General features: G+C 34.8%; 34 protein-coding genes. 2 read left to right on the plus strand and 32 right to left on the minus strand.

What is annotated here, in order from left to right; genetic code table 11:
* Positions 1–151 precede the first annotated feature (151 nt).
* The 32 genes from rplQ to rpsL form a co-directional block, all read right to left on the minus strand.
* Positions 152–643 (minus strand): 50S ribosomal protein L17, encoded by a 492-nt coding sequence (gene rplQ / locus ACHRVL_RS21685; RefSeq protein WP_257682846.1) that lies wholly within the window; start codon positions 641–643, stop codon positions 152–154.
* Positions 644–705: 62 nt separating this feature from the next.
* The gene (locus tag ACHRVL_RS21690; RefSeq protein ID WP_008464329.1) at positions 706–1,698 is read right to left on the minus strand and encodes a DNA-directed RNA polymerase subunit alpha; all 993 of its coding nucleotides are present in this window, start codon (positions 1,696–1,698) and stop codon (positions 706–708) included.
* 21 nt (positions 1,699–1,719) lie between these two features.
* Positions 1,720–2,325, minus strand: a complete 606-nt coding sequence (rpsD, locus tag ACHRVL_RS21695; protein ID WP_029272055.1) for a 30S ribosomal protein S4 — start codon at positions 2,323–2,325, stop codon at positions 1,720–1,722.
* A gap of 89 nt (positions 2,326–2,414) precedes the next feature.
* A complete protein-coding gene (gene rpsK / locus ACHRVL_RS21700) occupies positions 2,415–2,798 on the minus strand; it encodes a 30S ribosomal protein S11 (RefSeq protein WP_053470832.1) in 384 nt (127 codons plus the stop codon).
* 8 nt (positions 2,799–2,806) lie between these two features.
* On the minus strand, positions 2,807–3,181 hold the full coding sequence (gene rpsM, locus ACHRVL_RS21705; RefSeq protein WP_089055322.1) for a 30S ribosomal protein S13: 375 nt from the start codon (positions 3,179–3,181) through the stop codon (positions 2,807–2,809).
* Positions 3,182–3,183: 2 nt separating this feature from the next.
* A complete protein-coding gene (ykgO, locus tag ACHRVL_RS21710; RefSeq protein ID WP_002987490.1) occupies positions 3,184–3,300 on the minus strand; it encodes a type B 50S ribosomal protein L36 in 117 nt (38 codons plus the stop codon).
* 12 nt (positions 3,301–3,312) lie between these two features.
* On the minus strand, positions 3,313–3,528 hold the full coding sequence (gene infA, locus ACHRVL_RS21715; RefSeq protein ID WP_007136545.1) for a translation initiation factor IF-1: 216 nt from the start codon (positions 3,526–3,528) through the stop codon (positions 3,313–3,315).
* Between the two features lie 7 nt (positions 3,529–3,535).
* The gene (gene secY / locus ACHRVL_RS21720; protein WP_089055323.1) at positions 3,536–4,882 is read right to left on the minus strand and encodes a preprotein translocase subunit SecY; all 1,347 of its coding nucleotides are present in this window, start codon (positions 4,880–4,882) and stop codon (positions 3,536–3,538) included.
* Between the two features lie 13 nt (positions 4,883–4,895).
* Entirely contained in the window at positions 4,896–5,348 is a 453-nt protein-coding gene (gene rplO, locus ACHRVL_RS21725; protein WP_026982954.1) for a 50S ribosomal protein L15, read from the minus strand.
* An 11-nt stretch (positions 5,349–5,359) separates the two neighbouring features.
* A complete protein-coding gene (gene rpmD / locus ACHRVL_RS21730) occupies positions 5,360–5,542 on the minus strand; it encodes a 50S ribosomal protein L30 (RefSeq protein WP_056068811.1) in 183 nt (60 codons plus the stop codon).
* Positions 5,543–5,553: 11 nt separating this feature from the next.
* The gene (gene rpsE, locus ACHRVL_RS21735; RefSeq protein ID WP_085950926.1) at positions 5,554–6,078 is read right to left on the minus strand and encodes a 30S ribosomal protein S5; all 525 of its coding nucleotides are present in this window, start codon (positions 6,076–6,078) and stop codon (positions 5,554–5,556) included.
* 3 nt (positions 6,079–6,081) lie between these two features.
* A complete protein-coding gene (rplR, locus tag ACHRVL_RS21740) occupies positions 6,082–6,432 on the minus strand; it encodes a 50S ribosomal protein L18 (protein WP_068843789.1) in 351 nt (116 codons plus the stop codon).
* Positions 6,433–6,443: 11 nt separating this feature from the next.
* Positions 6,444–6,986 carry a 50S ribosomal protein L6 gene (gene rplF, locus ACHRVL_RS21745; RefSeq protein WP_129023596.1) on the minus strand — a complete coding sequence of 181 codons (543 nt, stop codon included), beginning with the start codon at positions 6,984–6,986 and terminating at the stop codon, positions 6,444–6,446.
* Positions 6,987–7,004: 18 nt separating this feature from the next.
* Positions 7,005–7,403, minus strand: coding sequence for a 30S ribosomal protein S8 (gene rpsH, locus ACHRVL_RS21750; protein ID WP_029272051.1), 399 nt, complete (start codon positions 7,401–7,403; stop codon positions 7,005–7,007).
* A gap of 105 nt (positions 7,404–7,508) precedes the next feature.
* On the minus strand, positions 7,509–7,778 hold the full coding sequence (gene rpsN, locus ACHRVL_RS21755) for a 30S ribosomal protein S14 (RefSeq protein WP_031456037.1): 270 nt from the start codon (positions 7,776–7,778) through the stop codon (positions 7,509–7,511).
* Positions 7,779–7,781: 3 nt separating this feature from the next.
* A complete protein-coding gene (gene rplE / locus ACHRVL_RS21760; RefSeq protein ID WP_017495015.1) occupies positions 7,782–8,333 on the minus strand; it encodes a 50S ribosomal protein L5 in 552 nt (183 codons plus the stop codon).
* A gap of 2 nt (positions 8,334–8,335) precedes the next feature.
* Positions 8,336–8,650, minus strand: coding sequence for a 50S ribosomal protein L24 (gene rplX / locus ACHRVL_RS21765; RefSeq protein ID WP_007803650.1), 315 nt, complete (start codon positions 8,648–8,650; stop codon positions 8,336–8,338).
* An 11-nt stretch (positions 8,651–8,661) separates the two neighbouring features.
* Complete coding sequence (gene rplN, locus ACHRVL_RS21770) at positions 8,662–9,030, minus strand: 50S ribosomal protein L14 (RefSeq protein WP_007803649.1); 369 nt, start codon at positions 9,028–9,030, stop codon at positions 8,662–8,664.
* Between the two features lie 2 nt (positions 9,031–9,032).
* On the minus strand, positions 9,033–9,293 hold the full coding sequence (rpsQ, locus tag ACHRVL_RS21775) for a 30S ribosomal protein S17 (RefSeq protein ID WP_007803646.1): 261 nt from the start codon (positions 9,291–9,293) through the stop codon (positions 9,033–9,035).
* Between the two features lie 17 nt (positions 9,294–9,310).
* A complete protein-coding gene (gene rpmC / locus ACHRVL_RS21780) occupies positions 9,311–9,502 on the minus strand; it encodes a 50S ribosomal protein L29 (protein WP_008464297.1) in 192 nt (63 codons plus the stop codon).
* Positions 9,503–9,514: 12 nt separating this feature from the next.
* Positions 9,515–9,940 carry a 50S ribosomal protein L16 gene (rplP, locus tag ACHRVL_RS21785; protein WP_017495016.1) on the minus strand — a complete coding sequence of 142 codons (426 nt, stop codon included), beginning with the start codon at positions 9,938–9,940 and terminating at the stop codon, positions 9,515–9,517.
* Positions 9,941–9,959: 19 nt separating this feature from the next.
* On the minus strand, positions 9,960–10,721 hold the full coding sequence (gene rpsC, locus ACHRVL_RS21790) for a 30S ribosomal protein S3 (RefSeq protein WP_007803635.1): 762 nt from the start codon (positions 10,719–10,721) through the stop codon (positions 9,960–9,962).
* A gap of 5 nt (positions 10,722–10,726) precedes the next feature.
* Positions 10,727–11,140 carry a 50S ribosomal protein L22 gene (gene rplV, locus ACHRVL_RS21795; protein ID WP_395415390.1) on the minus strand — a complete coding sequence of 138 codons (414 nt, stop codon included), beginning with the start codon at positions 11,138–11,140 and terminating at the stop codon, positions 10,727–10,729.
* A gap of 6 nt (positions 11,141–11,146) precedes the next feature.
* Positions 11,147–11,425, minus strand: a complete 279-nt coding sequence (gene rpsS, locus ACHRVL_RS21800) for a 30S ribosomal protein S19 (RefSeq protein WP_008464288.1) — start codon at positions 11,423–11,425, stop codon at positions 11,147–11,149.
* Between the two features lie 6 nt (positions 11,426–11,431).
* Complete coding sequence (rplB, locus tag ACHRVL_RS21805) at positions 11,432–12,256, minus strand: 50S ribosomal protein L2 (RefSeq protein ID WP_035650459.1); 825 nt, start codon at positions 12,254–12,256, stop codon at positions 11,432–11,434.
* A gap of 9 nt (positions 12,257–12,265) precedes the next feature.
* Positions 12,266–12,556, minus strand: a complete 291-nt coding sequence (gene rplW, locus ACHRVL_RS21810; protein ID WP_012022489.1) for a 50S ribosomal protein L23 — start codon at positions 12,554–12,556, stop codon at positions 12,266–12,268.
* 7 nt (positions 12,557–12,563) lie between these two features.
* Positions 12,564–13,193 (minus strand): 50S ribosomal protein L4, encoded by a 630-nt coding sequence (rplD, locus tag ACHRVL_RS21815; protein WP_089055327.1) that lies wholly within the window; start codon positions 13,191–13,193, stop codon positions 12,564–12,566.
* Entirely contained in the window at positions 13,193–13,810 is a 618-nt protein-coding gene (gene rplC / locus ACHRVL_RS21820) for a 50S ribosomal protein L3 (RefSeq protein WP_057124294.1), read from the minus strand. Before rplC ends, rplD begins: the two co-directional genes overlap by 1 nt.
* Positions 13,811–14,213: 403 nt before the next feature.
* Positions 14,214–14,519, minus strand: coding sequence for a 30S ribosomal protein S10 (gene rpsJ / locus ACHRVL_RS21825; protein WP_007803605.1), 306 nt, complete (start codon positions 14,517–14,519; stop codon positions 14,214–14,216).
* Positions 14,520–14,529: 10 nt separating this feature from the next.
* Complete coding sequence (gene fusA, locus ACHRVL_RS21830) at positions 14,530–16,686, minus strand: elongation factor G (RefSeq protein WP_089055328.1); 2,157 nt, start codon at positions 16,684–16,686, stop codon at positions 14,530–14,532.
* Between the two features lie 10 nt (positions 16,687–16,696).
* Positions 16,697–17,173, minus strand: coding sequence for a 30S ribosomal protein S7 (gene rpsG, locus ACHRVL_RS21835; protein ID WP_017495022.1), 477 nt, complete (start codon positions 17,171–17,173; stop codon positions 16,697–16,699).
* Between the two features lie 24 nt (positions 17,174–17,197).
* Positions 17,198–17,581: a 30S ribosomal protein S12 gene (rpsL, locus tag ACHRVL_RS21840; protein WP_007136570.1), complete on the minus strand. Its 384-nt coding sequence runs from the start codon at positions 17,579–17,581 to the stop codon at positions 17,198–17,200.
* A 182-nt stretch (positions 17,582–17,763) separates the two neighbouring features.
* Between rpsL and ACHRVL_RS21845 the strand changes: the two genes are divergently transcribed.
* On the plus strand, positions 17,764–19,464 hold the full coding sequence (locus ACHRVL_RS21845; RefSeq protein ID WP_395415391.1) for a hypothetical protein: 1,701 nt from the start codon (positions 17,764–17,766) through the stop codon (positions 19,462–19,464).
* 439 nt (positions 19,465–19,903) lie between these two features.
* Positions 19,904–22,969 carry a SusC/RagA family TonB-linked outer membrane protein gene (locus tag ACHRVL_RS21850; RefSeq protein ID WP_395415392.1) on the plus strand — a complete coding sequence of 1,022 codons (3,066 nt, stop codon included), beginning with the start codon at positions 19,904–19,906 and terminating at the stop codon, positions 22,967–22,969.
* Positions 22,970–22,979: the final 10 nt, after the last annotated feature.

The following is a 22,979-nucleotide window of genomic DNA, read 5'->3' on the forward strand; positions in this document are numbered from 1 at the left end:
GCTGCCAAGATTTTTTAAAAATTTCATTAATAAAAATAAAACCAAGACATTTAAAAAAGTTAAATTTTAATTTCCTCTAAAAAAATCAAAAAAAAAGGATAAACTAAAAATTAGTTTATCCTTGATTTCTATAGAATCATTACTTTCATAATTATTCAGAAGCTTCAGTAGTCGTTTCTGTTTCAGCAGCAGGAGCTTCTGGAGTAGTCTCCTCAGCTTTTTTAGCTTTACCACCACGACGGCTTTTTGCTTTTTTAACTTCTTTTTTACCACCATTGTAAAGTTCATTGAAATCTACAAGTTCGATCATTGCCATATCAGCATTATCTCCCAAACGATTTCCAACTTTAATGATACGAGTGTATCCACCTGGACGGTCACCAACTTTAGCAGCTACGTCTCTGAACAAGTCAGTTACAGCATATTTGCTACGTAAGTAAGCAAAAACAATACGACGATTGTGAGTCGTATCTTCTTTTGATTTAGTGATTAAAGGCTCAACAAATTGTTTAAGCGCTTTAGCCTTAGCAACAGTAGTGTTAATACGTTTGTGCTCAATAAGAGAACAAGCCATATTAGCCAACATAGCTTTTCTATGTCCAGTCTGTCTGCTTAAGTGGTTGAATTTTTTTCCGTGTCTCATGACGTGTTTTTTTTATCTTCATCTTGCTACAATCCACTATGGAGAGCAAAATATGAAGTAAATTATTCTTTATCTAATTTGTATTTAGCTAAGTCCATTCCGAAAGTTAAATTTTTAACTGCAACAAGTTCATCAAGTTCAGTTAAAGATTTTTTACCAAAATTACGGAATTTCATTAGGTCATTTTTATTGAACGATACTAAATCACCAAGTGTATCAACTTCAGCCGCTTTCAAGCAATTTAATGCTCTCACAGATAAATCCATATCAACAAGCTTAGTTTTAAGCAATTGTCTCATATGCAATGACTCTTCATCATACGATTCTGTTTGTGCAATTTCGTCAGCCTCAAGTGTAATTCTTTCGTCAGAAAACAACATGAAATGGTGAATTAAAACTTTTGCAGCTTCAGTAAGAGCATCTTTAGGATTAATAGATCCATCAGTTTTAATTTCAAAAACCAATTTTTCGTAATCTGTTTTTTGCTCTACACGGAAGTTTTCAATTGCATACTTTACATTTTTTACCGGAGTAAAAATAGAGTCAGTAAAAATTGTTCCAATTGCAGCATTCTGTTTTTTGTTCTCCTCAGCAGGAACGTATCCTCTACCTTTTTCGATCGTTAAATCGAAGTTCAATTTGATTTTAGAATCTAAATTACAGATAACAAGGTCTGGATTCAAAACTTGGAAACCTGAAATAAATTTTTGAAAATCACCTGCTGTCAATTGATCTTTACCAGAAACAGAAATAGTAACTGATTCATTATCGATATCTTCGATCTGACGTTTGAAACGTACTTGTTTTAGATTAAGGATAATTTCGGTAACATCTTCAACAACACCTGAAATAGTAGAAAACTCATGATCTACACCTTCGATACGAACAGATGTAATTGCATAACCTTCTAATGCTGAAAGCAAAACTCTTCTAAGTGCATTACCAACTGTCAATCCATAACCAGGTTCCAAAGGTCTAAATTCGAATTTACCTTCAAAATCGGTTGAATCGATCATGATAACTTTATCGGGCTTTTGAAAATTAAATATTGCCATAAATTTCGACTAAGTCAATTATTATTTGTTGTACAACTCTACGATTAATTGTTCTTTAATGTTTTCTGGAATTTGAAGTCTTGCAGGTACAGAAACAAAAGTTCCTTCTTTAAGATCATTGTTCCAAGTAATCCATTCATAAACATGACTTGAATTTGATAAAGAACGTTCGATAGCTTCTAAAGATTTAGATTTTTCACGAACTGCAACTTTATCACCAGGCTTAAGGTGGTAAGAAGGAATATTTACAACCTCACCATTAACAGTAATGTGTCTGTGAGATACTATTTGACGAGCACCTCTTCTAGATGGAGCAATTCCCATTCTAAAAACAACATTATCTAATCTTGCTTCACATAATTGTAATAAAACCTCACCAGTTACACCTTTAGTTGCTGATGCTTTTTCGAATAAATTTCTGAATTGTTTTTCTAAAATTCCGTAAGAATATTTAGCTTTTTGCTTCTCCATTAACTGAACAGCATACTCAGATTTTTTTCCTCTTTTTTTAGCCATCCCGTGTTGTCCAGGTGGGTAATTTCTTTTTTCGAAAGATTTATCATCTCCGAAGATTGCTTCGCCAAACTTACGAGCGATTCTTGTACTAGGACCAGTATATCTTGCCATTTTAAATTGTTTAAGATTGAGATTATGAATTCAGGTCTTATCCTTCGATAATCTATATTCAATCTAGGTTATACTATAATTTTTGAGTATTAAACTCTACGTCTTTTAGGAGGACGACATCCGTTGTGAGGCATTGGAGTAACATCGATAATCTCAGTAACTTCAATTCCACCGTTATGAATAGAACGAATAGCAGACTCACGTCCGTTTCCTGGTCCTTTTACATAAACTTTTACTTTTTTAAGTCCAGCCTCAAGAGCTACTTTACTACAATCTTCTGCTGCCATTTGAGCTGCGTACGGAGTATTCTTTTTAGAACCTCTGAAACCCATTTTTCCAGCTGAAGACCAAGCAATAACTTCACCTTTCTTATTTGTCAAAGAAATAATAATATTGTTAAAAGTAGAAGAAACATGAGCTTCACCCGTTGATTCAACGATAACTTTACGTTTTTTTGCAGTTGCTTTAGCCATATTACTTATTATTTAGTTGCTTTTTTCTTGTTAGCAACAGTTTTTCTTTTTCCTTTTCTAGTTCTAGAGTTGTTTTTAGTTCTTTGACCTCTTAATGGAAGACCAGATCTATGACGAATTCCTCTATAACAACCAATATCCATTAAACGTTTGATGTTCAAAGAAACTTCAGAACGTAATTCTCCTTCAATTTTGAATGCTCCAACAGCTTCACGAATTGCTCCGATCTCGTCATCATTCCAATCTTGAACTTTTTTATCTTGGCTAACTTGAGCTTTTTCTAAAATCTCAATAGCTCTACTTTTTCCTAATCCGAAAATATAGGTAAGTGCAATAACACCTCTTTTGTTTTTTGGGATATCTACCCCTGCTATTCTTGCCATAATTATCCTTGTCTTTGTTTAAATCTAGGATTCTTTTTGTTTATTACGTACAATCTCCCTTTTCTACGCACGATAATGCACTCGGCACTTCTCTTTTTTACTGATGCTCTAACTTTCATAGTGAATATCCTTTAATATCGATAAGTAATTCTTGCTTTTGACAAATCGTAAGGACTCATTTCTAGTTTCACTTTATCACCAGGTAATAACTTGATATAATGCATTCGCATTTTTCCAGAAATATGAGCAATTACAATATGTCCATTTTCTAACTCCACACGGAACATCGCATTTGATAATGCTTCAATGATTGATCCGTCTTGTTCTATTGCTGATTGTTTTGCCATAAATATATTAAGCTACTGCTTTTCTATTTTTACCAGTCTTCATTAAACCATCATAATGCTTGTTTAACAAGTATGAATTGATTTGTTGAATAGTATCTATTGCAACTCCAACCATAATTATTAATGAGGTACCTCCAAAAAACATTGCCCAAGATTGTTGTACATCCATAATACTTACAACAATAGCTGGGAACACAGCAATCAAAGCAAGGAATAAAGATCCTGGGAAAGTTATTAAAGACATCACTTTATCAAGAAATTCAGAAGTTTCAGCTCCTGGGCGTACACCCGGAATAAAACCACCGCTTCTCTTTAAATCATCAGCCATCTTGTTAGTAGGTACGGTAATCGCAGTATAAAAGAATGTAAATACAATAATTAAAGTTGCAAAAACAAAATTATACCAAAAACCAAACATATTACTAAATGCACCAACAATTGATTGTGATGTATCTGATTTAGACAATCCAGCTACAGCTGCAGGGATAAACATAATTGCCTGAGCAAAAATGATTGGCATAACTCCAGAAGCATTAAGCTTTAAAGGAATCCATTGTCTATTACCTCCTGCTAAATCTTGCTCATAATCACCAGTTGTTGTACGACGAGCGTATTGAACTGGGATTCTACGTACTGCCATTGTAAGCAATACACAAGAAATGATTACCAATAGCCACACAATAATTTCAATAACTAACAACATTGGACCTCCATTGTTATTGGTAACTCTCGTTGTAAACTCTTGTATAAAAGCTTGTGGTAAACGAGCTAGAATACCAACCATAATTAATAATGAAATTCCATTTCCAATACCTTTATCTGTAATTTTCTCACCAAGCCACATAGCAAAGATAGTACCAGTTACTAAGATGATAACAGACGAGAACAAAAATTCAGGAGAATTAAAGCCTAGTAGAAATGCACTACTAGGCAATGTTCTGTATAAATTATAGATATAAGTTGGACCTTGAACCAGTGTAATAGCTATAGTCAACCAACGAGTGATTTGATTAATCTTTTTTCTACCACTTTCTCCATCGTTCTGAAGTTTTTGCAAATATGGAATCGCAATTCCCATTAACTGAACAACAATAGATGCAGAAATATAAGGCATAATACCTAAAGCAAAAACTGAAGCTTTAGAGAAAGCACCTCCTGTAAACATGTCTAGGATAGATCCTAAACCATTTTTAGTTTGTCCCGCTAAACCTGTTAATTGAGTTGCGTCAATTCCAGGAAGCGTAACGTGTGCACCAAAACGATATACTAAAAGCAACCCTAATGTAATTAAGATTCTGTTTTTCAGTTCTTCGATTTTCCAAACATTACTTATTGATTCAATAAATTTCTTCATCTTAATAGATAAGTTATATAGTTACAGCTTCTCCACCAGCAGCTTCAATAGCAGCTTTTGCAGTAGCAGTAAATTTGTGGGCAGTTACTTTTAATTTTGCTTTCAATTCTCCTCTACCTAAAATCTTAACGATCTCATTTTTGGTAGCTAGACGATTTGCTACGAAGTCTGTCATAGAAACAGAATCAGTAATCACACCATTGTCTACTAATAATTGAAGAGTATCTAAATTAACACCTTCGTATTCTTTACGATTGATGTTTGTGAAACCAAACTTAGGCACACGTCTTTGAAGCGGCATTTGCCCTCCTTCAAAACCAATCTTTTTAGAATAACCAGAACGAGATTTTGCTCCTTTGTGACCTCTTGCAGCAGTGCCACCTTTTCCAGAACCTTCTCCTCTACCTAATCTTTTATTTTGATTGTGTGTAGATCCTTCAGCAGGTTGTAAGTTACTTAAATTCATAACAGTATTTGTTATTTAGCTTCTTCTACAGAAACTAAGTGTTTAACTTTGTTTATCATCCCAAGGATAGCAGGATTTGACTCATGCTCCACAACTTGTCCCATTTTACGTAGACCTAAAGCTTCTAAACCTCTCTTTTGAGAAAGAGGACAGTTGATCTTGCTTCTTACTTGTTTTACTAATAATTTAGCCATAATTTCCTTGATTAACCTTTAAAAACTTTTTCTAAAGAAACTCCTCTTTGTTTTGCAACAGTATGAGCGCTTCTCATTTGTAATAAAGCATCAAAAGTTGCTTTAACTACGTTATGCGGATTTGATGATCCTTGAGATTTTGATAATACGTCGTGAATACCTACTGATTCAAGAACTGAACGAACAGCTCCACCAGCAATAACTCCTGTACCATGAGAAGCAGGAATTAAGAATACACGTGCACCACCAAATTTTCCTTTTTGTTCGTGAGGAACAGATTGTCCATTCAAAGGAATTTTTACTAAATTTTTCTTAGCATCTTCTACTGCTTTCGCAATTGCTTCAGAAACGTCTTTAGATTTTCCTAATCCATGACCAACTACTCCATTTTCATCACCTACAACTACAATAGCAGAAAAACCGAAAGCTCTACCACCTTTTGTAACTTTAGTAACACGATTAACACTTACCAGACGATCTTTAAGTTCAAGACCACTTGGTTTTACCAATTCTACATTTTTGTATTTAGACATAATATATTAGAATTTAAGTCCAGCCGCTCTTGCGCCTTCTGCTAATGATTTAATACGACCGTGATATAAATATCCACCTCTGTCAAAAGTGATGGTTTCAATCCCAGCTTTTAACGCTTTCTCTGCAACTAATTTTCCAACAGCAGCAGCGATTTCAACGTTAGTACCTTTTCCTATTTCTTTTTCTCTTGAAGATGCAGCTAATATAGTAACTCCATTTACATCATCAATAAGTTGAGCGTAAATTTCTTTATTACTTCTAAATACAGATAGTCTTGGGTTAGCAGCAGTACCACTAATCGATTTTCTAATTCTGAATCTAATTCTCTGTCTTCTATCAGATTTTGTTAATGACATAATCTTATTTTTTAAGCTGATTTACCTGCTTTTCTTCTTAATACTTCACCCACAAATTTAACACCTTTTCCTTTGTATGGCTCTGGCTTACGGAAACCTCTGATTTTCGCAGCAACTTGACCTAAAAGTTGTTTATCAAATGATGTTAATTTTACGATTGGGTTCTTACCTTTTTCAGATATTGTCTCTAAAGCTACTTCTGGAGCAATTTCTAAAACAATATTGTGAGAATATCCAAGAGCTAAATCTAATTTTTGACCTTGGTTTGAAGCTCTATAACCAACTCCAACTAATTCTAGTTCTTTAGTAAAACCTTCAGATACACCAACAATCATGTTATTGATCAATGATCTGTATAATCCGTGTTTTGCTCTTTGGTCTTTATGATCAGATGATCTTTCAACTGAAACTTGATCACCTTCAACTTTAACAGTCACGTCCGAAAACTCCTGAGTTAGTTGACCTTTTTTTCCTTTTACTGTAATAATACCGTCTTTAACTTCAACAGTTACACCAGCAGGGATTACAATTGGGCTTTTACCTATTCTTGACATCTTATCTAGTGTTTAAAATTAGTATACGTAACAAATTACTTCACCACCTACATTTAACTGCTTAGCTTGTTTTCCAGTCATCAAACCTTTTGATGTAGAAACAATAGCAATTCCTAACCCATTAAGGATTCTAGGTAATTTGGCAGCACCAGCATACTTACGTAAACCTGGTTTACTAATTCTTTGGATATCTTTGATTACAGGCTCTTTAGTATCTTTATCATACTTTAAAGCAATTTTGATAGAACCTTGAACAGTGTTCGTTTCAAATTTGTAACTCAAGATATAACCTTGATCAAATAAGATCTTAGTTATTTCTTTTTTAAGATTAGAAGCTGGAATTTCAACAACTTTGTGGTTTGCAGCCACAGCGTTACGAACTCTAGTCAAATAATCTGCAATAGGATCTGTATACATATGTATTTGATTGCGATTATGGTTTTCGGGAGACACCCGTCTCCCGAACCTTTAATCAATTAAAAATTATTTTTCGGTTTGCAAAAGTAATAACTTATTGCGAGATTACCAAGACGCTTTTTTAACTCCAGGAATTAACCCATTGTTAGCCATCTCACGGAAAGTTACACGTGAAATACCAAATTGACGGATATAACCTCTTGGTCTACCTGTTAATTTACAACGATTGTGCAAACGAACTGGTGAAGCATTTTTAGGTAATTTTTGTAAGCCTTCATAATCTCCAGCTTCTAATAAAGCTTTTCTTTTTTCAGCGTACTTAGCTACCGTTTTCTCTCTTTTCACCTCACGGGCTTTCATTGATTCTTTAGCCATGTCTTAATTCTTTTTAAAAGGTAATCCTAATTCAGCCAATAATGACTTTGCTTCCTTGTCTGTTTTTGCAGTAGTAACAAATGTAATATCCATTCCTGAGATTTTGTTTACTTTGTCAATATCAATTTCAGGGAAAATGATTTGCTCCAAAACTCCAAGATTGTAGTTACCTCTTCCGTCGAAACCAGTAGCTTTGATACCACTAAAATCTCTAACGCGTGGTAAAGCAGAAGTAATAAGTCTATCTAAAAACTCATACATTCTTTCACCACGTAAAGTTACTTTTGCTCCAATAGGCATCCCTTTTCTCAATTTGAATGACGCAACGTCTTTCTTTGAAATTGTAGATACTGCTTTTTGTCCAGTGATCTTTGTTAACTCATCAACTGCATAGTCAATAAGTTTTTTATCAGATACAGCTGCACCAACTCCACGGCTCAAAACGATTTTTTCAAGTTTAGGAACTTGCATTACGTTTGTATATCCGAACTCTTCTTTAAGAGCAGAGATTACTCTACTCTTATATTCTTCTTTTAGTCTAGGTGTATATGCCATTACTATAGTACTTGATTAGATTTTTTTGAAAATCTTACTTTCTTATCTCCTTCTACTCTAATACCAACTCTAGTTGTTTCCTTAGTTTTAGGATCAATTAGAGAAATGTTAGAAATTTGAATAGAAGCTTCTTTCTTAACGATACCACCTTGAGGGTTTTTAGCACTTGGTTTTGTATGTTTTGAAACCATGTTTACACCTTCAACTATCGCTTTATTTTTCTCACGGTAAACACGTAAAACTTTACCTTCAGCACCTTTATGGTCTCCAGCAATAACTCTTACGATATCTCCTGATTTTATTTTTAGCTTTATCATCTTAAAACGAATTAAAGCACTTCTGGTGCTAATGATACAATTTTCATGAATTGTTTTTCACGAAGTTCTCTTGCTACCGGACCAAAAACACGAGTTCCTCTCATTTCCCCTGCAGCATTCAAAAGAACACATGCATTGTCATCGAAACGGATATAAGAACCATCAGCTCTTCTCACTTCTTTTTTGGTACGCACAACAACTGCAGTTGAAACAGCTCCTTTTTTCACGTTACCGTTTGGAGTTGCATCTTTAATAGATACTACAATCTTGTCACCAACAGAGGCATACCTTCTTTTGGTACCTCCTAAAACACGGATAGTTAAAACTTCTTTTGCTCCCGTGTTATCTGCTACTTTTAGTCTTGATTCCTGTTGTACCATAATTATTTAGCTCTTTCTAAGATTTCAACTAATCTCCAACATTTTGTTTTACTTAAAGGACGCGTTTCGCTAATTCTTACAGTATCTCCAATGTTACAGTCGTTTGTTTCGTCGTGTGCAACATATTTCTTAGTTTTCAACACGAACTTACCGTATAATGGGTGTTTTACTTTTCTTACTTCAGCAATAACAATAGATTTATCCATTTTATTTGAAGTAACAACACCTATTCTTTCTTTTCTTAAATTTCTTTTTTCTTCCATCTTTCAGCAGAATACAATTATTGTAACTCTCTTTTAGTTAACTCTGTAGCCAATCTTGCAACTGTTCTTCTAACGCTTCTAATTTGAAGTGGGTTAGCAATTGGAGAAATAGCGTGAGCCATTTTTAGGTCAGCATATACTTTCTTAGTTTGACTAAGTTTTTCTTGCAACTCCGCTGCAGAAAGATCTTTTATTTCTGATTGTTTCATAATAAATATTAATTATGCTTCGAAATCTCTAGCAACGACGAACTTAGTTTTAACTGGAAGTTTTTGGGCTGCAAGACGTAACGCCTCTTTTGCAACTGACAATGGAACTCCTCCAACTTCAAACATAATTCTTCCTGGTTTAACAACAGCAGCCCAATACTCAACTGCTCCTTTACCTTTACCCATACGTACTTCAAGAGGTTTCTTAGTGATAGGTTTGTCTGGAAATATTTTAATCCATAATTGTCCTTCTCTCTTCATGTAACGAGTTGCAGCGATACGTGCAGCTTCGATTTGACGAGAAGTTAAGAACATTCCATCTTCATGTACAGATTTAATACCAAACATTCCATTAGAAAGTTCATGCCCTCTTTGAGAGTTACCTTTCATCTTACCTTTTTGTACCTTACGGTATTTTGTTCTTTTAGGCTGTAACATTTTTCTTTAGTTTAAAAATTTACTTTCTTTTACGAGCGTCTGGTTTACCACCTTTGTTAAAAGGTTTTCTATCTCCTCTTGGAGAATCTCCACCTTTACCACCACCAGTTCCAGATTGTTTTTTATCCATTCCTGCAAGTGGAGAAAGATCTCTCTTTCCGTAAACCTCACCTTTCATGATCCATACTTTGATACCCATTCTACCGTAAGTAGTATGAGCTTCAGCCAAAGCATAATCAATGTCAGCTCTGAAAGTTGATAGAGGAATTCTACCTTCTTTGAAACCTTCTGAACGCGCCATCTCAGCACCATTCAAACGACCAGAAATCAAAACTTTGATACCTTCAGCGTTCATACGCATAGAAGCAGCAATAGCCATTTTGATTGCACGTCTGTAAGAAATACGGCTTTCGATTTGACGAGCGATGCTTGTCGCCACAAGATAAGCATCTAACTCAGGTCTTTTGATTTCAAAGATGTTAATTTGAACCTCTTTGTCAGTAACTTTCTTAAGTTCTTCTTTTAACTTGTCTACCTCTTGTCCACCTTTTCCGATAATAATACCAGGTCTAGCAGTAGTGATAGTAACGGTTACAAGCTTCAAAGTTCTCTCGATGATTACTTTTGATACACTAGCTTTTGATAAACGAGCATGGATATACTTTCTGATTTTATGATCTTCGGCTAATTTATCACCGTAATCATTTCCACCATACCAGTTTGAGTCCCATCCTCTGATGATACCAAGTCTATTTCCAATTGGATTTGTCTTTTGTCCCATGCTGCTTAAGAATTGCTTTGTGTGTTATTGATAGCTCCAAGCACGATTGTTACGTGATTAGAACGTTTTCTGATTCTGTGTGCACGACCTTGTGGAGCTGGACGAAGTCTTTTCAACATCATTCCACCATCTACTCTGATCTCTTTAACAAATAATCCAGCTTCTTCTAAATTACCTTCACTATTTTTTTGCTCCCAGTTGTTGATTGCAGATAATAATAGTTTTTCTAATTTTCTTGAAGCTTCTTTAGAACTGAATCTTAAAATGTTAAGTGCTCTTTCTACCTTCTGACCTCTTACCAAGTCCGCTACTAAGCGCATTTTTCTAGGTGAAGTAGGGCAGTTATTCAATTTTGCGAAAGCAATAGACTTATTAGCCTCTTTTCTCGCATCTGCTGCTTCTCTTTTACGAACTCCCATTGCTTCTTATTTTTTACCTTTATTTTTTGCTCCAGCATGACCTCTAAAAGATCTAGTTGGTGAAAACTCTCCTAATTTGTGACCTACCATGTTTTCTGTTACGTAAACTGGTACAAATTGACGACCGTTATGAACTGCGATAGTTTGTCCAACGAAATCTGGAGTAATCATTGAAGCTCTAGACCAAGTCTTAACAACTGCATTTTTACCACTTTCTACGTTTTCTTGAACTTTCTTGTCTAATTTATAATGAACGAAAGGTCCTTTTTTTAATGAACGTGCCATATCTTATTATTTCTTTCTACGTTCTACGATATACTTGTTACTCGGGTTTTTCTTAGAACGAGTTCTGTAACCTTTAGCTGGCAATCCGTTTCTTGAACGTGGGTGCCCTCCAGAAGAACGTCCTTCACCACCTCCCATAGGGTGATCAACTGGGTTCATCGCTACTGGTCTAGTTCTAGGTCTTCTTCCTAACCATCTTGTTCTACCTGCTTTTCCAGATACAACTAATTGGTGATCAGAATTAGAAACAGCTCCAATTGTAGCCGAACAAGTTAACAAGATTAATCTTGTTTCACCAGATGGCATTTTAATTGTTGCATATTTCCCGTCTCTTGCCATTAACTGAGCAAAAGTTCCAGCTGAACGAGCGATAACCGCTCCTTGTCCTGGACGTAACTCAATACAAGATATAACAGTTCCAAGAGGAATTCTGCTTAAAGGTAATGTATTACCAATTTCTGGTTGAGATTCTGGACCAGAAACTAATTTCTGACCAACTTTCAATCCGTTTTGAGCAATTACATAAGTTTTCTCTCCATCAGCATAAGCTAATAAAGCGATAAATGCAGTACGATTTGGATCGTATTCGATTGATTTCACTGTAGCTGGAATTCCATCTTTAGTTCTTTTGAAATCAATAATACGATATCTCTGCTTGTGACCACCACCCGTATAACGCATGGTCATCTTTCCTTGACTATTTCTACCTCCAGAGTTTTTTATCGGCGCTATCAAAGAGCGTTCCGGCTTATCAGTTGTAATGGCGTCATAACCATTCACAACTCTAAATCGCTGACCTGGGGTAATAGGTTTTAATTTTCTTACTGACATTTTTCTATCTTAGATATTGTTGTAAAAATCAATTGTTTCTCCTTCTTGTACTTGAACAATTGCTTTTTTAATTGCATTTGTCTTTCCACTGATTAAACCACTTTTAGTGTATTTAGTAGATCTATCTGGTCTCACATTCATTGTGTTAACAGAAACGATAGTTACTCCATAAGCAGCTTCAACAGCTTTCTTAATCTGAACTTTGTTTGCTTTTTTGTCAACAACGAATCCAAAGCGGTTTAGAACTTCACTTTCTTTGGTTACTTTTTCAGTTACTATAGGTCTAATTATGATACTCATACTCCTATTATTTACTTAAATTTTCTTCAATTAACTCCAAAGAACCTTCTAAAAGCACCAAATTATTAGTGTTTAATATTGCGTAAGTGCTTAACTCTGAGCTAGTTACGACATTAGAAGCCTTTAAATTGCGTGACGACAAATATACATTTTTATTTGACTCTCCCAACACAAATAGAGATTTTTTATTTTCTAACCCTAAAGCTTTCAAAACGTTAATGAAATTTTTAGTGTTTGGCGCTTCAAAATTAAAGTCTTCAAGAACGATAATATTCGACTCTTTTGCTTTGATTGAGAAAGCTGATTTTCTTGCCAATCTTTTTAAGCCTTTATTCAATTTAAATGAATAACTTCTTGGTCTTGGTCCGAAAATTGTTCCACCACCTTTAAACAATGGATTTTTAATACTTCCCGCACGAGCAGTACCAGTTCCTTTTTGTTTTTTAATCTTACGTGTACTACCAGTTACTTCAGCTCTTTCTTTAGCCTTGTGAGTACCTTGTCTTTGATTAGCAAGATATTGCTTAACATCAAGATATACAGCGTGATTGTTTGGTTCAATTGCGAATACTGAATCAGAAAGTTGAACTTTTCTACCAGTATCTTTTCCGTTGAAATCTAATACTTTTACTTCCATTACTTCTGAATGATTACATAAGAGTTTTTGTGACCAGGAATACACCCTTTAACAACAAGTAGATTCTTTTCAGCAACTACTTTTAAAACTCTAAGGTTTTGAACTTTTACATTATCTCCTCCCATTCTTCCAGCCATACGCATTCCTTTGAATACTCTAGATGGATAAGAAGAAGCTCCCACAGAACCTGGCGCTCTTAAACGGTTGTGCTGACCATGAGTAGCTTGTCCAACACCACCAAAACCGTGACGCTTAACAACACCCTGGAAACCTTTACCTTTAGACACACCTTGTACATCTACAAATTCTCCTTCTTCAAAAATAGAAACATCAATAAGATCTCCTAATTTTTGTTCAGTTGCAAAATCTTGGAATTCAACGACTTTTTTCTTAGCAACAGTTCCAGCTTTTTTAAAGTGCCCTAAAGCAGCTTTAGTAGAATGTTTCTCGTTTTTGTCATCGAAACCTAGTTGCAACGCTTCGTACCCGTCAACACCTTTGGTTCTGACTTGGGTAACAACACATGGACCAGCTTCGATTACTGTACAAGGAATGTTTTTCCCGTTTTCGTCGAAAATACTAGTCATGCCGATTTTCTTACCAATTAACCCAGACATAAATATTAATTATTAATTACTAAAATTCCCTTCAATTTGAAAATAACAGAAATTTCCAAACAGGGAGTGCAAAAGTAGACATTAAAATTGAATATACCAAACAGTTACAAAAATTAAATCGCTCATTATCAAAATTCAAGGATCTAACTCATTAAAAACAGACTATATTTCAACAAAAAAATACACCCCAAAACACAAAAACAAAATAAAGTTATCAACAAAAACAGACCAAACAATCAAAGAAAAAACACCGACAAGTACCTAAACAAAAGACCTTTCAATAAAAAACACAACATTAAATCAAAAATCAAACAACAAAAATTCAATGAGAAATTAAAGAAAAACAGCAACAAAAAAAGCGAGACATTTCTGTCTCGCTTTTTATATAGAAAATATAATAAAATTATACTTTTATTTCTACTTCAACACCACTTGGCAATTCAAGTTTCATTAAAGCATCAATAGTTTTAGATGAAGATGAATAAATATCAATCAATCTCTTGTATGACATTACTTCAAATTGCTCTCTCGCTTTTTTGTTAACGTGCGGAGAACGTAATACAGTGAAAAGTTTTTTGTGAGTTGGTAACGGAATTGGACCTGTTACAACTGCCCCAGTAGTTTTTACTGTTTTCACGATCTTTTCAGCAGATTTATCTACCAACATGTGATCGTAAGATTTTAGTTTTATTCTGATTTTTTGACTCATTTTCTTAAAATTAAGCGTTACCTTTTGCTTTTTTGATTACCTCTTCTGAAATATTAGAAGGTGTTTCTGCATAGTGAGAAAACTCCATTGTTGAAGTAGCTCTACCAGAAGATAAAGTTCTTAACGTAGTTACGTATCCGAACATTTCTGACAAAGGCACATCAGCCTTAATAGTTTTAGCACCATTTCTATCACCCATATCATTAACCTGACCTCTACGACGGTTCAAATCACCTACGATATCACCCATATTTTCTTCTGGAGTAATAACCTCGATTTTCATGATTGGCTCAAGAATAACAGCTCCAGCAGCACGTCCTGATTCTTTATAACCCATTCTTGCAGCTAATTCAAAAGATAATGCATCAGAATCCACAGGGTGGAAAGATCCATCAGTTAAAGTTACTTTTAAACTATCCACAGCATATCCTGCTAACGGACCAGTTTTCATAGCTTCTCTAAATCCTTTTTCAACAGCAGGGATATATTCTTTAGGAACGTTACCACCTTTTACAGCATTGATAAATTGTAATCCAACTGGAACTTTACCATCAACTTCATCAGCAGGCTCAATTGTAAATACGATATCACCGAATTTACCACGACCTCCAGATTGTTTCTTGTAAGTCTCTCTATGCGTTGCAGATCTTGTAAACGCTTCTTTATATTCAACTTGAGGCTCACCTTGGTTTACTTCAACTTTAAATTCACGTTTCATACGATCTACTAAGATATCTAAGTGAAGCTCACCCATACCTGAGATAATAGTCTGCCCAGAAGCCTCATCAGTTCTAACTGTAAATGTAGGATCTTCTTCAGCTAATTTAGCTAAAGCCATACCCATTTTATCAACATCAGCTTTTGTTTTTGGCTCAATAGCAATACCAATTACAGGATCCGGGAATTTCATAGATTCCAAGATAATTGGATTCTTTTCATCACAAAGAGTATCTCCTGTTTTAATATCTTTAAATCCAACAGCAGCACCAATATCACCAGCCTCAATAAATTCGATTGGATTTTGTTTATTAGCGTGCATTTGGTAAATACGAGAAATTCTTTCTTTATTACCAGAACGCGTATTTAAAACGTAAGAACCAGCATCTAAACGTCCAGAATAAGCACGGAAGAAAGCTAAACGACCAACGAATGGATCAGTAGCAATTTTAAATGCTAAAGCAGCAAATGGCTCCTTAACATCTGGCTTACGCAAGATTTTAGTTTGATCTTCTTCTAATAAATCAGCATCATCAGGGTGAATTCCTTCAATACCTTCTTTATCTAACGGAGATGGTAAATATTTACAAACCGCATCCAACATAAATTGAACACCTTTGTTTTTGAAAGACGAACCAGCAAGCATTGGAATAATTGCCATATCAATAGTAGCAGCTCTTAATGCATTGTTGATTTCTTCCTCTGTAATAGAGTTTTCATCTTCCATATATTTATCCAAAAGATTCTCATCATAAGTAGCGATCTCTTCGATAAGAATTGAACGATAATGCTTAACATCATCAATCATATCTGCAGGAATATCAACGATATCAAAAGTAGCTCCTTGAGTTTCATCATGCCATACAATAGCTTGATTCTTAACTAAATCAACAATACCTTTAAAATCAGCCTCATCACCAATAGGCAAAGTAATTGCAACCGCATTCGATTTCAACATATCTTTTACCTGTCCACAAACTGCTAAAAAGTTAGCACCTTGACGGTCCATTTTATTCACGAATCCCATACGAGGAACTCTATATTGATCAGCAAGTCTCCAGTTTGTTTCTGATTGTGGCTCAACACCATCAACTGCACTAAACAAGAAAACTAAACCATCTAATACACGTAAAGAACGGTTTACCTCTACAGTAAAGTCAACGTGTCCAGGAGTATCAATAATATTAAAGTGGTATGGTAATGATTCTGGAAGAACCTTACCTTGCTCAGTTGGAAAATTCCAAGTACAAGTTGTAGCCGCAGAAGTAATTGTAATACCTCTTTCTTGCTCTTGTGCCATCCAGTCCATTGTCGCCGCACCATCGTGCACCTCACCAAGTTTGTGTGACTTTCCAGTATAAAAAAGAATACGCTCTGTTGTTGTTGTTTTACCAGCATCAATGTGAGCAGCAATCCCAATATTTCTTGTATATTTTAAATCTCTAGCCATTTCTTACGAATTAAAATCTAAAGTGAGAGAATGCTTTGTTAGCCTCTGCCATTTTGTGAGTATCCATTCTTTTCTTAACCGCAGCACCTTCTTCTTTAGCAGCAGCTAAACATTCTGACGCTAAACGTTGTGCCATAGATTTTTCATTTCTTCTTCTAGAATAAAGTATTAACCACTTCATTGCCATAGAAATTTTTCTATCTGGACGAATCTGCATTGGAATTTGAAATGTAGCTCCACCAACTCTACGACTACGTACTTCTACGTGAGGCATAACGTTTGTTAAAGCATCTTTCCAAATCTCTAATGAAGTTTTCTCATCATTTTGCTTTTTAGATTCAATGATATCAATTGCATCATAAAATACTTTAAAAGCTGTAGATTTCTTACCATCCCACATTAAGTTGTTCACAAAACGCGTTACTAATTGGTCGTTAAACCTCGGATCTGGTAAAAGTGGTCTTTTCTTTGCCGCTCTTTTTCTCATGTCTTTTTCTTAAAAGTTTTTAAATTACTTTTTTGCTTCTTTTGGGCGTTTAGCACCGTACTTAGATCTTCTTTGCGTTCTTCCTGCAACTCCTGACGTGTCAAGCGCTCCACGAACGATATGATATCTAACACCTGGTAAATCTTTTACCCTTCCGCCTCTAACTAATACTATCGAGTGCTCTTGTAGATTGTGTCCTTCTCCAGGAATGTAAGCATTCACCTCATTACCATTTGTCAAACGTACACGCGCAACTTTACGCATTGCAGAGTTTGGTTTTTTTGGTGTAGTAGTGTAAACACGCGTACAAACCCCTCTTCTTTGAGGACAAGAATCTAAAGCAACCGATTTACTCTTCTTAGTTATCTGAGTTCTTCCTGTTCTTACTAATTGTTGAATTGTTGGCATAATTAATACTAAAAATTATTTATGTATATTAAATTCCCGCTTTTTACGGGGTTGCAAATGTATAAAATATTTTTCACTATACAAACGTTAATTCATTAATTTTCAACAACATTATTTATCACTATGTTTTTACGAACAAACATTAGATATTTGTAACGCATTTAATCAACACAAAACAACACTTGAAACAATTTATATTTATATTTTTCTTCAGCCTAAGTTTCTCTTGTTATGCCCAAAACTTTCACTTAACTATTAACGGATCAAATCCTGCCGAAACCCAAACGATAGATTCAACAAATTATTCAAAAACCCACAAAAACACAAATTCCCTTCTTAATGAAATAAGAATCACATCACAAAAGCTATCAAAAAAAGGATACATAGACAACCAAACATCAACCACCACCAAAATAAACGACAGCACTTATCATGCTTTAATAATCCTAAAAAAGCAAATCACCAGCATACACCTGAACACAAAATCGATTAATTCCATTTTCGATTTACAAACAAAAAAAAACGACAGCATAATCATTCCATATAATGAAATAGAAATCTATTTAAACAAAATAATACTTGATGCCGAAAAACAAGGTTACGCACTAAACAAACTTAAACTTGAAAATATCCGAAGAAAAAACCAAACAATATACTCTGACTTAAAATTCGAATCAGAAAAAAAACGCGTCATAAACTCGATCATTATAAAATATCAAAACACCACTAAAACAGATTACTTTCCAAAAGGGCATCTAAAACAACTAAACAAAAAATACACGCACAAAACCTTCAATCAAGAGACATTAAAAGAACTTTATACCGACATTAACAACTTTGAGTTCCTTAACCAAACAAAATATCCTGAAATTCTATTCACAAGCGACTCTACAAAAATTTACACCTATATAGAAAAAAGAAAAGCAAACACTTTTGACGGCTACATAGGCTTCTCTAATGAAGAAAACAAAAAACCAAGACTCAACGGATATCTCGACATTACGTTATTAAACACATTACACTCAGGCGAACAATTTTCGCTGTACTGGAAAAGCGACGGCAACCAACAGCAATCCTTTAACACAAAAATTGAAATACCATACATCTTCCAAAGCTCTCTTGGAATAAAAGCACAATTAAACATATTCAAACAAGACAGCACTTTTCAAAACACCAAAACGTCGATTGATCTTGGCTATTATTTAAAATACAATTCCAAAATCTATCTAGGCTACCAAGCCACAGAATCAAGCGATATCCAAAACACAAACAACTCAATAATTAGTGACTATAAAAATTCTTTTACAACACTAACCTTCGATTACAAAGAAAACAACAATAGTACCGATCTTTTTTACAAAAAAACAAACATCTACTCCGCAATTGGTTTTGGAAAAAGAAACACTTCCAACTCAGCAACACCAACAAAAACAACTCCGCAACTACTCCTCAATCTAAATCTATCTTACAACTTTGAACTTAACAAGAAAAACTACCTCTACACCAACCTTCAAAGTCAGTACCTAAAAAGCAAAAACTATATAACAAACGAACTATTTCGATTTGGCGGACTAAAATCAATTCGCGGATTTGCCGAAAACAGCCTTCAAGGCAATAACATCAATTTACTCCTCACAGAATACCGATATCTGACAAGCCAAAACTTATACATACACAGCATATTTGATTGCGGCCTATATCAAGACAAAACTACTACAGTAAATCCAAAAAAATTCAACACACTATTTTCCGCCGGTCTTGGACTAGGACTATTAACAAAAAACGGAATCCTAAAAATCACAATAGCAAACGGAAGCATAAACAAACCAGAAATCAAACTATACAACAGCATGCTAAACATAAACTACAATGTTAAATTCTAAGAGTCACCACTACATTAAAAACCAACAAAAAACTTAACCATTATTTTACATTACAAAAAAGAAATAATCAACACAAAACAACAAGCACCCCTTTTTTTTATCGCTTTACAAATAGCTTAACATACGACGATCTAGCGATTATCACAATTTTAACAAAAAGCAACACAGCTAACAAACTCTTTTTTAAGATAAAAGTTATAAAAAAAACAATTAAAAAACCCTCTTGAATAAATTTAACATTTCCAGCATTGTCAATATTTTTAATTATTCTCAATTTTAACACAAAAAAATATGGATTTGTAATTTTAGAGCGCTTTTTACGAATAAAACAACAATATACACTCTCAAAATTATAATTTAACTAAAAAAAAAGCTCCTTATATTAGGTAGATTAACAAATTATTAAGATTTTTGTCGAACTAATTCAAAATATTTAAAAATGAAACTAAAGTTCAATGGATTCTTAGTACTTTTATTAGTACTAGTTGCGCAACTTTCTTTTGCGCAAGAAAGAGCTGTCTCTGGAACAGTTTCCGACAATGCAGGAATGCCTTTACCAGGTGTTAGTGTATTAGTTAAAGGAACTAAGACAGGAACGCAAACAGACTTTGATGGTAAATTTTCGATCAAAGCTTCTTCAAGCCAAGTTTTGGTATTTAGCTACATCGGGATGAAATCTCAAGAAGTAGCTGCAAGTTCAACTTCGATTAACATCAAATTAAAAGATGACTCAGTAGAACTTGAAGGTGTAGTTGTAACTGCATTAGGGATTAAAAGATCTGAAAAAACACTTGGATACGCAGTATCAAAAGTAAGTGCAGATGAAATCACAAGATCAGGTGAACAAAACGTTCTTCAGGCTTTAGCTGGAAAAGCAGCTGGGGTTCAAGTTATCGGAACTGGAGGTACTCCTGGAGCATCAAGTAAAATTATCATTAGAGGTGTAAACACAATTACTGGTACTTCTGACCCTCTAATCGTTGTTGATGGTGTGCCAATTGACAATACTACAAGCCAAACAACTGCTGGAGATAATCCTTTTAACGCTAACTTATCTGGTATCAACAACTCAAACAGAGCATTAGATATCAATCCAGATGACGTAGAAAGCGTATCTGTCCTTAAAGGACCTGCTGCTGCTGCATTATACGGAGAAAGAGCTGGTAATGGTGTAATCCTTTATACAACTAAAAAAGGTAGAGCAGGAAGAGGTTTAGGAATTGATTTTTCTACTTCGTTAGCAATTGACAAAGTAAGTCAATTACCAGCTAGACAAGGTAAGTATGTACAAGGAACTAGCGCTACTGCAACTTCAATACCAACAAACACACCACAAAGCTGGGGGCCTGCGGCATCTGCTTTAGGCGTACCAATGTATGATAACGTTGGAAACTTCTTTCAAGAAGGATTAACTTACACGAACAACATCTCTTTTTACGGAGGAGACAACAAAGCTACTTATAGAGCTTCTTACGGAAACACTACACAAACTGGTATGGTTCCTGAAACAGGATTGAAAAGAAATACCTTAAGACTTGTTGGAGATTTAAAGCTTAGCGATAAATGGAAAACTGGAGGTAGTTTACAATACACACGTACGACAAATACGCTGGCTCAAAATGGTAGTAACGTTTCTGGAGTTATGTTAAGTTTATTACGTTCAGTAGGAAACTATGATTTAAGAAACTACATGGATGCTGAAGGAAATAACAAAAACTATTTCGCATCTTATGACAACCCATACTTTACAGTAAACGAAAATCCAGCAACAAGTGATGTTAATCGTGTTTTTGGAAATATGTTCTTAACTTACACACCTGCTGAATGGTTATCTTTAACTGCAAAAGGTGGTGTTGACGCTTACTCTGATTACCGTAAACAAATTTTTGCAATCTCATCTAATGGTGACAACCTTGCAGGTATAGGAGAAGTAGCATTTAATAACATCAACAACAAACAATTTTACGCTGACTTCATCGCTAGTGGTTTAATTCCATTACAAACAGAATGGTTAAAAATCAACTATACTGCAGGTCTTAACTTACGCTCAAGCCAGAACACTGATGTATTCTCAAGAGGTAAAGAACTTGCTGTAAGAGGGCTTTATAACTTATCAAACGCTACTCAATTATACGCTTCAAACTATGAAGAAAAGATAATGTCAAGAGCGGTTTTTGGACAATTAGAATTTGACATTAAAAACCAACTTTTCATAACAGGATCTGTTAGACAAGAATGGTCATCTACTTACGGAACAAACGCTAACAGCGCTATTTTCCCTGCAGCATCTGCATCATGGGTTATAACAAGCTCTTTTGATTTACCAGAGGCAATTAATTTTGCAAAACTTACATATGGTTACGGTGAAGTAGGTATTGCTCCTGGCCCTTACAGAACACGTTCTCTTTACACTCAACCATTTATGACTGACGGTTTTACAGATGGTCTAAGTTTTCCTTACAATGGAATCAACGGTATGACAGTTTCTGAAGGTTTAGGAAACCAAGATTTAAAGCCTGAAAGAGTATTAGGTCATGAGGTAGGTTTAAGTACTAAATTCTTAAACAACCGTTTATCATTTGACGTAAATGCATACTACAAAACATCTAAGGATTTATTAATCACTTTACCTTTACCAGCATCAAGCGGTTTCCAATCAGTTTACCAAAATGCTGCTGAGTTAGTTAATAAAGGATTAGAAATTGAATTAGGATATGATATTTTCAGCAAAAGCAATCCTTTCCAATGGAACATCAATGCAAACTGGGCTAAAAACCAAAATGAAGTAACTGACATTTCAGGAAGCTTAAGCGAAATTCAAATTGAGGCAGCTTTTGGATCAATTGGATACTACGCTGTTAAAGGTCAACCATTAGGAAGCTTCTACGGAACTAAATGGGCACGTGATGCAAACGGAAACAAACTTATCGGAAACGACGGTCTAGCTATTATTGATGGAGAAACTGGTAACTTAGGAAACTCTGCTCCAAAATGGACAGGAGGTTTAAGAAACACTTTCACATACAAAAGAGTAACTTTATCAGGTTTACTAGACTTCAGACACGGTGGTGTTGTTTACAACGGTACATTGGCAAGACTTCATAACTTTGGTGTGTCTGAGGCATCTGCAGACAGAGAGCGCACATACATTATTGATGGTGTTAAAGCTGACGGTTCTAAAAATGACATTGCTATTACAGCTAAAAACTACTACCAAAAATACTTAGGTGATGGTGGTGGAGCTGCTGAAGAAGCTGTTACAGACGTTAACTGGATCAGATTACGTGACGTGACTTTAAGCTATGACTTTGATGTAAAAAGATTTACAGCAATCAATTCAGCTCAAATATCATTTACTGGAAGAAACTTATGGTTAAACACAAACTATGAAGGTGTAGATCCTGAAACAAGTTTAACTGGTGCTGGTTCAAGAATCAACGGATTAGATTACTTTAACAATCCTGGAAGCAAGTCATTTATCATGACTCTTAAAGTCGGCTTTTAAATTTAAAACA

It is taken from the genome of Flavobacterium sp. FlaQc-28, assembly GCF_044007415.1.
Classification (GTDB): Bacteria; Bacteroidota; Bacteroidia; order Flavobacteriales; family Flavobacteriaceae; genus Flavobacterium.